Genomic DNA, 13965 nt, shown 5'->3' on the forward strand with positions numbered 1-13965 from the left:
GCTTATTATTTTGGAATGGTAGGGAGGATGATCGTTGCAGTTGTTCCGCTCCCCTCTACACTTTCTAGCCCAATTTGAGCATGTATAGCTTGTGCAATTCCTGTAGCCAATGATAAGCCTAGCCCAGCCCCACCTTCCTCGCGGCTTCTGGCTTCATCCACACGATAGAAGCGGTCGAATACTTTAGATAACTTTTCTTCCGGGATTCCAATTCCTTGATCTGTGATTCTTATGCAGGGTTGAGCTGTACCGCCCACCGTATCAATCATCAGGTGTATCGGCTCGTCACTGTATTTGCGTGCATTATCCAAAAAGATAAATAGCAGCTGCTTCAGCTTATTTTCATCGGTATAGCCAATGCAGTCTGCCTGTACATCCAGTTGAATTTGTCGGGCGAACGCATTTTCAAATGTAGCTTTTAATTCTGTCGCTATTCTGGTCAGGCGTACAGGCTCCAGCGCGACATTCCATTGTTCTTCGTTTCTGGCCAACAGAAGAAGCTGCTCTGCCATGTCCTTCATTCGAATCGCCTCGGAATGGATCGCTTCAACGGATTCGGCGAAAATGTTGGGATGCTGCAACCCCCGCCGTTTGAGCAGACTGGCATAACTTTCAATAATGGTGAGCGGTGTCTTCAATTCATGGGACGCATTAGATACAAATTGTTCTTGCCTGACGAAATTCCGCTCCAGCAGTTCAATCATGTCATTAAATGTTTCTCCCATTTCGACCAGTTCGTCGCGTGATGATGAATTGAGCGGAAGACGTTTAAATTTCCCGCTGCGCTGAATTTCTTTCATCGTGCTAATCATAGATGTAATTGGACATGTGATCAGTCTGCCGAGCAGCCTTCCCGACACCACGACAGGAATGAGCGCAATTCCAGTGACAGCCACAAGTACGATTCTGAGTACCTGTAGCGTCTGCATCGTCGGTTGCAGACTTTCGGTCACCTGGAGATTGACAACCTTGCCATTGGTCCAAATCATGGGGAGCGATACAAGAATGTAACGATTGCTTTCATAGGTAATCATGCGAACCTGCCGTGTTTCATCAAAAACGCCCTTCATCAAGCTAAGAGATTGCTCGGAAGAAGAGGTGATAGGGGGAAGAAAGTCGCCTTCTGGTTTCATCAGCCGAAGCATGCCATCCAGCGGTACATAGGCTCGGAGAAGATCCTCAGCGGCTACGGATACCGGAGCACGTTGAATCCCACGAACTATGTTCTCTGCTGCGGCCTCTACCTGGTCTTTTCGATTGTCTATCGAAAATTGGCTGAATAGGAAATAGATCGAAAAATTAATGGCTACAAGTAAGACCGCGAATAATAACGAGGTGTACGTATGGATTTTGTTTTGTAGCTTCATAAAGATTCCTTCAGTACATAACCAATTCCGCGTACAGTATGGATAAGCTCAGGGAGCTGGCGCGTAGGGTCGATTTTATTGCGCACGTAGCGAATATACACATCGACCACATTGGTATCGCCCATATAATCTATGCCCCATACATTTTCCAGTAATTGTTCACGGCTAAGTACCTGCCGCTGGTGTCTGAGTAAATGAACGAGCAAGTCAAACTCTCGCGGTGTAAGCTCAATGTTGTGCTCTCCTCGAAGAACTTCACGAGTACCTTCATGGAGACGTAAATCCCCGGCACTAAGCCATTTATCTACCCCTTGTGGAGCCGTGTCTTTCGTTGCACCCACTCTGAGTGCGGCCCGTACACGTGCAAGCAACTCTTCGATCACAAATGGTTTGGTAACATAATCATTGGCTCCCAAATCGAGTCCCTCGACCTTATCTGCAATGGAACTTTTAGCCGTCAGCAAAATGACAGGAACGTTCGCATCATGCTTACGAATCCTACGAAGTAGCTCGATGCCATTGAGACCGGGAATCATAATATCCAGCAACACTAGATCCCAATTGCCTTTGCAATACGTCTCCAGCCCATCAATTCCGTTTTTTTCTTTACATACTTGATAGCCTTCAAATTGAAGTTCGATCTCTAGAAGCCGGGCAATCTTTTCTTCGTCTTCTACGATCAAAATAGATTGTTTCATGATCATGCCCTCCTGTAGGCGAATAGCCGATACGGAAGTATTTTAGCATATACGGACAGGTAAGGCACTTCAAAGCGCAGGGCAGTGAGGGAAGAGATGTTTATGCTGCGTTATATTTCTTGACATTAAAAAGGAATAAAATGTAATGGTAACGCTATGATTTTGTTTTTTTATCCTTTATGCACAACAAACAAGCCTTTGTTTTGGTCAGGACGAACATTGTCTATGTGAGGAAAGTTGCAGTAACATAAATTAAAACTATTCACCAGAACCGAAATAAGGGCAGACCGCGAGCTTGCCCTTTGTCGCCAGGAGCGTAAAATAAAATGAAGCGAAAGCAGGGATTCAAAATGCATAAGCTTGGGATGATTACGATTGGGCAAGCCCCCCGGTCAGATGTGGCCCCTATCGTAGAAAGGGCATTGGAAGGACGGGCAGAGCTGGTACAGGCCGGTGCGCTAGATGGGCTCTCATTGGACTATATACAACAGCATCTATCACCGTCACCGGGAGAATATGTATTAACCTCGCGCTTGACGACCGGGGAGTCGGTGGTCATTTCACGCGAAAAAATCCAGCCACTGCTCCAAGACAAAATCACACGTTTGGAGGAGCAAGGCATACGTACTATTTTGCTACTCTGTACCGGTGTGTTTCCTGGATTGCATACCCGAAGCGCTTTTCTAATTGAGCCAGATCATGTGCTTCCTCCTGTACTAAAGGCCATGTCCAGCGGAAGAAGGTTGGGTCTCATTGGACCGCTCGAAGAACAGAAGAACAACCTCAAGCTTAAATTCAGCCCTTATGGATTGAATCCAGAGTTTGCGGCAGCCTCGCCTTACAGTGGCAGTGAGGAAGAATTTCGCCGAGCAGCAGGACAGTTCAAGAATCAAGCCGATCTGATCGTACTGGATTGCATGGGCTATACGGAAACGCATAGAGAGCTAGCGGCGCATTACTCAGGGGTTCCCGTTGTATTGTCCAATGCCTTGATTGGCAAACTGGTATCGGAAATGGTGTAAGGAGCTAAAAATTGGAGGTAAGAACTATGAGTCAACAACGTATTGAAATCAGTAAAAATGTATTGCAAAAATGTTTGGGACTTACCGCTGGAGAGACGCTTCTGGTCGTAACCGACGATGATAAAAAAGAATTGGGCGAGTCCATATATGAAGCTGGCAAGGCACTGGGGGCAGAAGCAGCTATTTTGACGATGAAGGTTCGCTCTAAATCGGGCGAGGAGCCTCCGGCCCCTGTTGCCGAAGCCATGCTTCGCTCCAACGTTGTTGTATGTGTCACCCGGTATTCGCTGACACATACAAGTGCCCGTAAGCAAGCCGCAGCTGCTGGAGCACGCCTGGCGACCATGCCAGGCATGACAGACGATATGTTCATGAATGGAGCAATTGCTGCTGATTATCCGAAGGTCAAGGCGCTGACCGAAGAGGTGACCGCATTGCTGACTGCTGCCAAGCAGGTACGGATTGAAAAGGAAGGATATAGTCTGAACTTTACCATAGAAGGGCGCAACGGCGTTCCCAGCACAGGTATGTATTTGAATCCTGGCGAATCGGGGAACCTGCCTTCAGGTGAAGCGTATATTGCTCCGCTGGAAGGAGTGGCACAGGGTCAGATTGTGGTGGACGGTTCTGTAGCAGGAATCGGTGCCTTAAAAGAGCCACTGCTGCTGACGGTGCAAAATGGTAGATTAATCACCGCAGAAGGGGAAGCCGGACAGTCCCTGTTGGATATGCTCGGCGAAGGCGATGGTAGAATGCTGGCCGAATTTGGCATTGGAACGAATGATAAAGCCCGCATTACAGGTGTTGTGTTAGAGGACGAGAAAGTATATGGCACGATTCATGTCGCTTTTGGCAGCAATAATACCTTCGGGGGAACTATCGCTGCGGGTGTACATATTGACGGAGTCGTACAAAAACCGGATGTATATCTGGATGATCGTCTGATTATGAAGGCTGGTCAGTTGCTAGAGCGATAAAGGGAGGAAGTTATCATGCTTGGAATGATCAGAGTGCTTACCATGCAGGACAAAGCAGCTATCGACCTTCACGGCCGGGTCATTGAGCAGCGCTACGGGCTGCCTGTCACCAGTGTGTGTATCCCCGATCAGCCGAAAGGAATCTACGATGATATCACAGACCGGGAAGCGGTGCCTAAAATTGTGCTCGCGGCGCAACAACTCGTTGAACAAGGCTGTACGTCTATCGGTATTAGCTGCGCGGCTGATCCGGCGCTAGAGGAAACTCGTCAGGCTGTATCTGTACCTGTATACGGGGCGGGGTCCTGTGCGGCACTCTTGGCTCTGACATCGGCCAGCCGTGTAGGCGTGTTGACCATTTTGGAGGAGGCTCCGCCGCTGATTCGCCGCATTTTGGGCGATTCCTATATCGGTACAGAGCGTCCCATAGGTGTGCAGACGACACTGGACTTGAACACTCCACAAGGTAAAGAGGCAGCTATGGCAGCAGCGTTACGGCTTCAGGAGAAGGGGGCTGAGGTAATTGTACTTGCCTGTACAGGTTTTGTAACGATGAACTTTGCGCCAGAGCTGGAGCGTACACTAGGGATTCGGACTATTGACCCGATTGTGGCGTTGGGTGCAGCTGTTTCGGTACGCTAGCAGACACTTCGTGTGGGGTACAAGCAGGATAGTTCTTAAACTTCATTATAAATAGTTGAATATTAAAATAAACCGCCTTTTCCAGAAAAGGGCGGTTTATTTATGTTCCATTGAACTCCTAAAGATAGGACTGGACTGGTGTGGATAGACTTGACCAAGCGGTAAAAGGTTTTGTTTTGTACACTTTTTTGGTACACTATCCTGAAAATTAGATGAACTAAGGATTTTGCAAAATAAATAGCAGGGTGGTCTGTCTTTATGAAAATACCGGGTGTAACAGTTCAAGAGCTCATGGCAATACCCGTGTTGAAGGAGGCGAAGGTATTAAGCGGAGAACAAGGGCTAAACCGGGTTGTCCGGTTTATTGACATTATGGAAGTCCCTGACCTGAAAGGCTGGGTTCGGGAAGGTGTATTGTTGATGACAACGGCTTATTCGATCCGTCATGAGCCTGAGGTATTGTGTCAAATTATTCAATTACTGCATCAGGGCGGGGCGGCGGCACTTGTGATCAAGCCTACCCGCTTTCTCACGGAAATTCCCCGCAGTGCGCTTGAAGAAAGCAATGCCTGCGGCCTTCCTGTGATTGAGATTCCAGCCGATATTCCCTATACGGATATTACGCAGCGTGTCATGGATATGGTGTTGAACCGACAGGCAGAGCTGCTGCGACGTTCGGAAGAAATCTATCGAACGTTAACGACGATGGTGCTGGAGAACAGTGGCATACAGGCTGTAAGCGATAATATAGCAGAGCTTTTTAAAGCTCCGGTTGCTTTGGTTGATAATGGTGGTCAAGCCATTGTCACTTCACCACAAGATTGGGATTGGGCGAAGGTACAAGATGCTCGTCATTTTCCCATTAGTGTGGATAAACGTACAGTCGCCAAGTTGGTCATTGCCCGCAATGAATTGGATGATATGGAGCAGGTTGGTATTGAGCAGGCACGGCTGGTGATGGCGTTAGAATTAATGCGTGAAAAGGCAGTAGAAGATACGGAAAGCCGACTACGGGGGAATTTTATAGATGAGCTCATGACACCTCCGTTGCCGGTGCGGCATGAGGTTGAGCGGAGAGGTCGTCAATTGGGATTCAACCCGGAATATAACTGGGAGGTGGCTGTACTGGAAAGTGCTACGGCTCCGCCAGAAGAGATTCTTTCTGGGTTATTGAGTATGGAATCGACCCGACGGCGTGTGGTGTCTCATATTGAGTTCCGTTCAAATCGTGCGATATTATTTCTGCCGACTCTTCAGCCGAATGATCATCAGAACGCACCTGGCTCTGATCAGGAGACGTCCTGGAGTGATACGCTGAAAAACTGGTCAACTGAAAAAGCCTGGGGTACCGCCGATTATTATTTAGGCATCGGAAGTGCCAAAAAGTTATGGGAGCTGCTGCAAAGCTACAATGAAGCACGTCGTGCCATTACTGTAGCCCAGCGGCTGTATCCTGATAAACGTGTATGCAAATACAGCGATATAGAGATGCACTATATGCTTGGAGAAGCGATGGACAAAGAGGAATTTTCAAATTTGTTTGAACGCAAGCTGGGGAGACTTCAGCAATATGATCGCTCACATGGCAGTGACTTACTCAAAACGTTATTTTATTATTTGGAAAACAGGGGCAGTCTGGTAGATACAGCCAATTATCTTTTTATACATCGTAACTCAGTAAAATACAGATTGGAACGGATACGCGACATGACGGATTTTGATCTTAACGATCCACGTGAGCAGTTTATATGTCATACATGTCTGATTCATTATTATTTGCGGGAACATAGGTAGCTGGAGCGTTTTTTTAATGCAGGGAGGGCAGGACATGGATAAAAAAATACTGATAGCGGACGATGAGGCGAGCATTCGGAATGCGCTGGCTTATGCGTTAAAGCGAGAGGGTTTTTTGGTGGAAACTGCTGTTGATGGGGAGGACGCCTTGGAAAAAGTGCGTTTGTTCCACCCGGATGTGCTCATACTGGATGTGATGATGCCCAAACTGGGTGGATATGAGGTGTGCCGCCGTTTGGAAAGTCGGAAGGGCATCGGTATTTTACTGCTGACGGCCAAAAACGATATCGTTGATAAGGTACTCGGGCTGGAGCTGGGTGCGGACGATTTTATGAGCAAACCGTTTGACCTAAGGGAGCTGCTCGCTCGTATTAAAGCATTGGTACGGAGACTGGAGCGAGAAGGAGCGCCTGCCCCGGAAGGAACAGAAATGGTACTCGGCCCATTACGGGTACGTCCGTCCAGCCGAACGGCTGAACTTGGAGCCATAGCGCTGGATCTGACCCCCAAGGAGTTTGATGTGCTGGCGCTGTTGGTGTCTCATGCCGGGAGGGTGTATACACGGGACGAGCTGCTAGAGCAGGTATGGAGCTTCGATTATGTGGGCGGAACGCGTACGGTGGATATTCATATCCAGCGCTTGCGCAAGAAGCTTGAGCCGCATCAGGCGATATTGCAGACCGTGTATGGTATCGGCTATAAGGCAGAGAAAATGACGTGAACGAACATCATTCACTCCATCAGCAAGGAAGCTTGCGGTCCACCGACCAACAGAAACGCAAACGCAAACCTACAGGCTTAAGCCTGCGTTGGAAATTTCCCCTGGTACTGGCGGCTTTGCTGCTGTTTACTGTCGGTGTGCTGAGCTGGCTCGTGCTTACTGGCATTCGCGCTAACCAGACAGACCAAATGGAACGCAGTTTAAAGCGCCAGGCCGAAATTGTAGAAATGCGTGTAAAACAGTCTTACCTGTTGGGAGTGCGCCAATCACCGGAAGGCTTCATGAAGAAGCAGGCGCCCCAACTCGCAGTGGAACTGGGCGTATCCAGCAATATGCGCGTTATTCTATATGATGGTCAGGGGCATGAGGTTGGCAATTCTCTACCGCTGGCTTTTAGAACAAATGTCAGCCAGGCCCTTTCCTATGCGCTCCAAGGCAAAATTGCGTATATTACGGAAGGTAGCGCAGTCACCTATTTGGCTCCGCTTCAAGGTCCGGACGGCTTACTGGGAGTGGTACAGCTTCATAGCTCAACAGAAGCGCAGCAGCAGTTCTACCAGGCCATTGCCCAGTTGTTTCTATGGACAGGGGGTGCGGTGCTGGTATTGAGCTTTATTTTGGGCTTAGGCTATGTCAGCCGCCAGACGAGAGATATCGGACGACTGACTCGCGCTTCCGAGCAGATATCGACAGGGCACTATCCAGAAGCCAGACTGCTGCGGCGGCAGGACGAGCTGGGAAGGCTGGATGAAGGAATGCTCCAGATGAGTCATGTGATCCGGGAGAGCATTACCGCGCTGGAAAACGAAAAGCTTCGGCTGGAAGAAGCGGTTCAGCGTTTGAGAGAGCTGGAGCAGCAGCAAAAATCTTTTATTGGAAATATCAGTCATGAACTAAAGACTCCATTAACCTCTATTCAGGCTTATGCTGATTTACTGGATATGTATGGGGATGATCCTGAACTGGTGCGTGAAGCGAGAGAAAGTATCAGTAAGGAAACAAAACGGTTATACGAGCTTGTCGAGGACTCGCTGCGGCTATCTGTGCTGGATAAATATGATTTTGAATTGCATACGGAGGCTGTGAAACTGCATTCGTTACTGGAAGATGCAGGGAGCCGTATTCGAGGAAAAGCGGCAGCGCGTAGACTGAATTTTTCGATAGATACCGTTCCTGCCCAGGTGTGGGGAGACCCTAAGCATCTGATGCATATTGTACTGAATTTGCTGGATAATGCAGTGAAGTACAATCGGGACGGTGGATGGATTACGTTATCGAATCGAGTGGAACAGGACACCGTGATTGTGTGTATACGCAATTCCGGCCCATGGATTCCTAGGGAGCAATGGGACATGATTTTTGAGCCGTTTGCTACCTTAAGTCGTGATCGATCTCGTCAGGACAGCGGTACGGGACTCGGTCTTCCTCTGGCGCGCAGACTAGCGGAGCGCATGGGGGGAGAGTTGCAGCTTACAGCTTCAGATCATAGTGGGTTGGAAAATGACAACGGGCATACAAATGTAAGTGGGAATGAATTTTCGCTTAGACTCCCTCTCTTGGTTCACGATGGCTCCCTGTAAACGGCCAACTGTTAGCACAGGGCTAAAATGGTGTCTTGTTTACAATTTGGAAACAATCCGATGTATTCATGAGATGTTCGGGCATTAAACTGGGGGTATCGTTAACAAGGAGGCCGTTGTACATGATAAAGAAAAACATAGGCAGCTATGGGCAAAAGAACGGCTCCTCTCATCGCGAAGATTCCCGTACAAGAGTTTTCAGACAGAAAGCCACGGGGGTGCTCATGACCGGCTTAATCGCCGGGGGATTGTTCAGCGGTTGCGGCATAAAGAGCGCAGGAGAGACAAATCCAGCATCCGGTATGAAACCGGGGCAACAGCTTACTGTGATTGACACGGATGCAGCCCAGCAGCAAGTAACGGACGAGCTGGTGGTATCGTCTATCGACAGGCTGGGGGATGTCTACGCGAGGTCTTGGCTGAGCGACGAAGAGCTGATTGTGGAGCGTAAAACCCAGCTGTGGATTCATAATGTAGAGACAGACAAGGAGCGGATTTTAACACCAGGTCGTAAGGCTCCACAGTTACTTGCTGTGGTATCACCGGATCAGCGCCATGTCTTTTTTACTGAAGGTAGCACCAGCAGCAAATATGATATTCAGGGCTACATTTTGGAACTAAGCAGTGGTAAGGTTACATCGATCGGCAAGCTGGATATGACTAACGAAGTGAGCTGGAGCGATGAGAATGATCTCATTACAGGCACACCGGATGGTAAAATCCAGCTGATTGGTCTGGACGGAAAAGCTAAAGAATTGAGTTTTCAAGATCCAAATCGCTCTGAATTGATGTCTCATGTCGAAAAAGTGGGTAACGCCATATTTTATACAGGCAGTGATAAACAAGGGTATCCGGTGCTGAATCGGTTCACCCTCAATCATCCTCAGGCTGTGACCATTGCAGAGGGGGCCATGTCCTTTGCCGTGTCGCCTGATGGTAAGTCAATTGCCATTGAAAAACGGAAATGGAATACATCCGAACCAGCCCGTATGATCATTTTGGATGAACAGGGCAAAGAGAAAGGAATCGTCGGTCAAGGCACTTTAATGAGTCGTGGAAGCTGGTCCAGCGACGGGTCCAAGCTTGCTTATTCCATTTATGATGAGGATCAGCAAGGCATGAGAGGGCTGTATGTATTTGACCAGTCCACGGGTAAAACCACTCCGGTTACGACCGATATCCAATCCTATGACAGCCCAACGGTATGGAGCCCATCCGCCCGGTTTTTATCCATGTACCAGAACATCTCGGAAGGTGGAAAACAGCTCAATCAAAGCTACATCGTCGAATTTAAGAGGAAGTAGTTTCTGGACCCAGTCGTACACGAGGCTCATCGTTGACAAGGAAATCATACCAGCGGTTGCGAAACCGAACCTGAGGTCCATCAGCGGGGACGTGTGCCTCCATTCGCAGCGCTTCTGGGATTGGACGCGGATGCTGGCTTTCCACCACGGCCCGATCCTCTTCCAGCACCTTGCCACTGTATCTGGAAAAAATGTGGCTCATACCCGGTACAAATCTGGCAAAATTACGTCCAGCCAGTCCGTAGATGGCAGTTAACTCTTGCTCAATCGGAGTGAAGGTGACGAAATTAATAAACTTGCTGCGTCCTTCTTTTGCGGGAGTCAAAATCCATTGCTGTGGAAAGGTATATTGCAATAGACCTTTCCCGTTTTTCACTCGAATATGATTGTCATCCGCTTCAAACTCGATATGAATGTCGGTGGAGGATTTTTTACCGATCGTTTTGTTATGGACAATTGGCAAATGAGCGACATCCAGCACGCTCTCCACAACTCTCGTCAGATGTGCCTTCCACACGGAATCGTAGGGAGACAAAATGAGAGAGGGGTCCTCCATCTCGGGAAAAATCTCCAAGGGAGGTGGGGACGTGGATGTCCCCATCTCTGAGTTTATCTCAGACTTTGAGCCAACGGCCTGAGGATATACCCACAGCAGGCCGGCTTTTTCAATCGCGGGATAGGCATAGGTATGAGCAAACTCAGGAATAGCCCGTCCCGGGTGTGCCGGAATATCCACACACTGCCCACTCTCATCGAAAGACCATGCATGATATGGGCATGTGATGTGCCCGCTTTGACAATAGCCGAGCGATAAATCAGCTCCTCGGTGCGGGCAATAAGCATGGATGGCATGTACCTGACGATGATCATCACGGTACAGGACAATATCTTTGCCAAGCAGTCGCTTTTTAAGCGGTTTATTTTTTAGCTCCTTGGACCAGCCAACGGCGTACCAGGCAATCGGGAATACCTGCTGATCACTTTCACGAACTTCACGAAAGCTGGGATGGGTGTTCATCTATATCAACGCTCCTTGTTCTGCTTCTCAATTATGACCCATGGGTCATTTATCATATTAGTATAATACACCCCTGATCCAAAACGAAACAGGTGTCCTGAAATTGGCAAGAAACGAAGGTCGCTTAAGGTTGTATGAAATAGTAAAAAAAGGCGCATATCCTTTTTAGGAATGCCCCTTTTTTAAATTAGGCTGGCTATTTGATTTTGTATGACTATACAAACTTACGATGATGTTTCTTACCGTCATATGAGAATAAGGCGAGCTTTCCCTCAATCAATGTTTCCAAATGAACGGTGCGCCCCCACAGCTGATATACATACGGAAGTGTGCGCTCCATATATTTTAAATCCAGCTCAATGCCTTCGTACTGGTGCTTGAGCTTCAACTCGCCCGTATGCAGGTAATCTCCATCCTCGACGACGATATAAGGGGAGCCTCCATTCACACGTGAAAACACGAGCTGATCCCGTATGTTTTCCCAGGATTTATCGGTAATTTTCCAATCGGGTCCCCGTTTCTCAAACACGTACAGATCCAAATCCTCTGTCAGTTTCTTGGTCATGTAATTGCGTATAAAAGAGGTGTCTGAGTCGAACTCTCGTACCTCGAACATTTTAGCGCGTCCTTCGCCCGGTTTGCGTCCTTGTCGCTCTTGCTCCTCACGGGTTGGGTTATCCCATCGTTTTTCAATATCCTCAAATATTTTCAGTCCCAAATAGTACGGGTTCAGGCTTTGCTTGGAAGGCTGTACGACAGAAGCGTTCAGCATCGCAAATTCAACGGTTTCCTCCCCGGTTAAATCCAGTTCCCTTACAATCCGCTGGTGCCAATAGGAGGCCCAGCCTTCATTCATGATTTTGGTCTCCATTTGGGGCCAGAAATACAGCATTTCGTCCCGTAGCATCGTCATAATATCCCGCTGCCAGTCCTCCAGTACCTCCGAGAATTCCTGAATAAACCAGACGATATCTTTTTCAGGTTCCGGTGGAAACTGGCGTATCTTGATGCCCTCGGTCTCGGCTGGATTATGCTGCTTCACTGTGTCCAGTGACCACAGATCATCGTAAGGTCCAGGGGGACGCTGGCGTTTTCCGGGTTCTTTCTGCTCCCGAATTTTGAGCTCCATGTAACGCTGTTTATCCAGATGCCTTGGTTTGATGATCTGTGGGTCTACATGCTCTTGTATCGCCAGTACAGAGTCAATGAATGATTCCACAGCCTCTGACCCGTATTCCATTTCATAGCTGTTGATTCGATCTGCTGTGGCCGACATACTCTCTACCATATTGCGATTAGAAGCTGAGAAGCGAGCGTTGTGTTTGAAAAAATCACAGTGTGCCAGTACATGGGCGACAATCAGTTTATTTTGCACCAAAGAATTTCCTTCCAGCAGGAAGGCATAGCAGGGATTGGAGTTAATGACCAGCTCATAGATTTTGCTCAATCCAAAATCGTACTGCATTTTCATCTTGTGAAATGTTTTTCCAAAACTCCAGTGGCTGAAGCGCGTGGGCATACCATAGGCTCCGAACGTGTATACAATATCCGCCGGACAAATCTCATACCGCATCGGGTAGTAATCGAGCCCGAATCCATCGGCAATCTCCATAATTTCTGATATCGCATATTCTAGCTCCTTCTGGTCGGTACTCATCCCACCGATCCCCCTTCCCGTTTGCGAAAAAAGGTACGTAAGGCTTGGTATACCTCACCTTTTTCCTTGATGACATAGTACATAAACTGATCCTTTTTAATATTCTTGTAGGCTGACATCAGCGTGCTGCTGCGATTATATTGATTCACTTCTCCATAGCCGAACATATTGCTCCGCTTTATAAGTTCCTCGATTAGCTTCACACACCGCTCATTGTCCGAGGTCAGGTTATCGCCATCCGAGAAATGGAAGGGATAAATATTGTAGCTGGAAGGAGGATATCGTTTGTCGATAATCTCCAGTGCTTTCAAATAAGCCGAAGAGCAGATCGTGCCGCCACTTTCTCCGCGGGTAAAAAATTCTTCCTCTGTAACCTCTTTAGCCTCGGTATGATGCGCGAGAAAGACAATTTCCACCTTTTCGTACTGACGGCGCAAAAAGCGGGTCATCCAGAAAAAGAAGCTGCGAGCGCAATATTTTTCAAAAGAGCCCATCGAACCTGAGGTGTCCATCATAGCTATAATCACCGCGTTGGATTGGGGAATGGTCTTCTCTTCCCATGTTTTGTAGCGAAGATCGTCCGGACTAATATGATGAATGCCCGGTTTCCCCTCACGGGCGTTGCGGCGCAGATTTTCGAGAATGGTTCGTTTCTTGTCAATGTTCGCTTGCATGCCTTTTTTACGTATATCATTAAATACGATAGATTCAACCTCAATTTGATCCTTGTCTTTTTGCTGTAAATTCGGCAATTCCATTTCCTCAAACAGCATATCTTCCAGTTCTTCTATGCTGACTTCCGTTTCCATAATATCGTGTCCCGGCTGATCGCCGGCTTTCTCACCTTTACCAGGCTTCTGGGAGGCAGGATCACGTCCGATGACATCCCCCACCTGACTATCTCCATCCCCTTGGCCTACATGCTTTTGCTTTTGATAGTTATAAATGAAGCGATATTCATCCAGACTGCGAATCGGCACTTTAATAATCTGTTGACCGTCCGACATAATAATATTTTCTTCCGTTATCAGATCGGGTAGATTTTGCTTAATGACATCTTTGACCTTCTGCTGATGACGTTGCTGGTCCTGGTACCCTTTGCGATGCAGCGACCAATCTTCGCGGGATACGACGAATGAATATGGCTGGCGTGGTTCCGGCATTATTAGGCACCCCCCAAGTGGA

Annotated in this window: 12 protein-coding genes; 7 read left to right on the top strand and 5 right to left on the bottom strand. The window is 48.1% G+C overall.

All coding sequences use genetic code 11. The features are described 5' to 3' along the window. Positions 1-5: 5 nt before the first annotated feature. Both JOE49_RS13275 and JOE49_RS13280 read right to left on the bottom strand, forming a co-directional pair. Positions 6-1367, bottom strand: coding sequence for a sensor histidine kinase (locus JOE49_RS13275; protein ID WP_209941482.1), 1362 nt, complete (start codon positions 1365-1367; stop codon positions 6-8). Continuing rightward, positions 1364-2065 (bottom strand): response regulator transcription factor, encoded by a 702-nt coding sequence (locus JOE49_RS13280; protein ID WP_245248377.1) that lies wholly within the window; start codon positions 2063-2065, stop codon positions 1364-1366. The genes JOE49_RS13275 and JOE49_RS13280 overlap by 4 nt, the downstream gene beginning before the upstream one ends. A gap of 326 nt (positions 2066-2391) precedes the next feature. Between JOE49_RS13280 and JOE49_RS13285 the strand changes: the two genes are divergently transcribed. The 7 genes from JOE49_RS13285 (at position 2392) to JOE49_RS13315 (ending at position 10105) form a co-directional block, all read left to right on the top strand. Further along, a complete protein-coding gene (locus tag JOE49_RS13285; RefSeq protein ID WP_034095005.1) occupies positions 2392-3087 on the top strand; it encodes an AroM family protein in 696 nt (231 codons plus the stop codon). 26 nt (positions 3088-3113) lie between these two features. Next, a complete protein-coding gene (locus JOE49_RS13290) occupies positions 3114-4064 on the top strand; it encodes an aminopeptidase (protein WP_209941484.1) in 951 nt (316 codons plus the stop codon). Positions 4065-4079: 15 nt separating this feature from the next. Beyond that, positions 4080-4706, top strand: a complete 627-nt coding sequence (locus JOE49_RS13295; protein ID WP_209941486.1) for an aspartate/glutamate racemase family protein — start codon at positions 4080-4082, stop codon at positions 4704-4706. 258 nt (positions 4707-4964) lie between these two features. Then, complete coding sequence (locus tag JOE49_RS13300) at positions 4965-6500, top strand: PucR family transcriptional regulator (RefSeq protein WP_209941488.1); 1536 nt, start codon at positions 4965-4967, stop codon at positions 6498-6500. A 34-nt stretch (positions 6501-6534) separates the two neighbouring features. Further along, positions 6535-7221 (top strand): response regulator transcription factor, encoded by a 687-nt coding sequence (locus JOE49_RS13305; protein WP_025723943.1) that lies wholly within the window; start codon positions 6535-6537, stop codon positions 7219-7221. Continuing rightward, positions 7218-8801 (top strand): sensor histidine kinase, encoded by a 1584-nt coding sequence (locus JOE49_RS13310; protein WP_209941489.1) that lies wholly within the window; start codon positions 7218-7220, stop codon positions 8799-8801. Before JOE49_RS13305 ends, JOE49_RS13310 begins: the two co-directional genes overlap by 4 nt. Positions 8802-8923: 122 nt before the next feature. Further along, positions 8924-10105 (top strand): TolB-like translocation protein, encoded by a 1182-nt coding sequence (locus JOE49_RS13315; RefSeq protein ID WP_209941492.1) that lies wholly within the window; start codon positions 8924-8926, stop codon positions 10103-10105. Here JOE49_RS13315 and JOE49_RS13320 read toward each other — a convergent pair. The 3 genes from JOE49_RS13320 to yhbH form a co-directional block, all read right to left on the bottom strand. Then, positions 10092-11123 (bottom strand): aromatic ring-hydroxylating oxygenase subunit alpha, encoded by a 1032-nt coding sequence (locus JOE49_RS13320; protein WP_209941493.1) that lies wholly within the window; start codon positions 11121-11123, stop codon positions 10092-10094. The two genes, JOE49_RS13315 and JOE49_RS13320, sit on opposite strands and share 14 nt — an antisense overlap. Positions 11124-11337: 214 nt before the next feature. Then, positions 11338-12780, bottom strand: coding sequence for a SpoVR family protein (locus tag JOE49_RS13325; RefSeq protein ID WP_160790070.1), 1443 nt, complete (start codon positions 12778-12780; stop codon positions 11338-11340). After that, complete coding sequence (gene yhbH, locus JOE49_RS13330) at positions 12777-13943, bottom strand: sporulation protein YhbH (protein ID WP_023987828.1); 1167 nt, start codon at positions 13941-13943, stop codon at positions 12777-12779. The genes JOE49_RS13325 and yhbH overlap by 4 nt, the downstream gene beginning before the upstream one ends. Between the last annotated feature and the right edge of the window lie 22 nt (positions 13944-13965).

Origin of the sequence: Paenibacillus sp. PvR133 (assembly GCF_017833155.1) — a bacterium.
Lineage (GTDB): Bacteria > Bacillota > Bacilli > Paenibacillales > Paenibacillaceae > Paenibacillus > Paenibacillus polymyxa_B.

What these genes read in the sequence shown, in the direction of transcription:
- JOE49_RS13275 (WP_209941482.1), bottom strand. Translation starts at nt 1,367, where the DNA reads ATGAAGCTACAAAACAAAATCCATACGTACACCTCGTTATTATTCGCG.
- JOE49_RS13280 (WP_245248377.1), bottom strand. Translation starts at nt 2,065, where the DNA reads ATGAAACAATCTATTTTGATCGTAGAAGACGAAGAAAAGATTGCCCGG.
- JOE49_RS13285 (WP_034095005.1), top strand. Translation starts at nt 2,392, where the DNA reads ATGAAGCGAAAGCAGGGATTCAAAATGCATAAGCTTGGGATGATTACG.
- JOE49_RS13290 (WP_209941484.1), top strand. Translation starts at nt 3,114, where the DNA reads ATGAGTCAACAACGTATTGAAATCAGTAAAAATGTATTGCAAAAATGT.
- JOE49_RS13295 (WP_209941486.1), top strand. Translation starts at nt 4,080, where the DNA reads ATGCTTGGAATGATCAGAGTGCTTACCATGCAGGACAAAGCAGCTATC.
- JOE49_RS13300 (WP_209941488.1), top strand. Translation starts at nt 4,965, where the DNA reads ATGAAAATACCGGGTGTAACAGTTCAAGAGCTCATGGCAATACCCGTG.
- JOE49_RS13305 (WP_025723943.1), top strand. Translation starts at nt 6,535, where the DNA reads ATGGATAAAAAAATACTGATAGCGGACGATGAGGCGAGCATTCGGAAT.
- JOE49_RS13315 (WP_209941492.1), top strand. Translation starts at nt 8,924, where the DNA reads ATGATAAAGAAAAACATAGGCAGCTATGGGCAAAAGAACGGCTCCTCT.
- JOE49_RS13320 (WP_209941493.1), bottom strand. Translation starts at nt 11,123, where the DNA reads ATGAACACCCATCCCAGCTTTCGTGAAGTTCGTGAAAGTGATCAGCAG.
- JOE49_RS13325 (WP_160790070.1), bottom strand. Translation starts at nt 12,780, where the DNA reads ATGAGTACCGACCAGAAGGAGCTAGAATATGCGATATCAGAAATTATG.
- yhbH (WP_023987828.1), bottom strand. Translation starts at nt 13,943, where the DNA reads ATGCCGGAACCACGCCAGCCATATTCATTCGTCGTATCCCGCGAAGAT.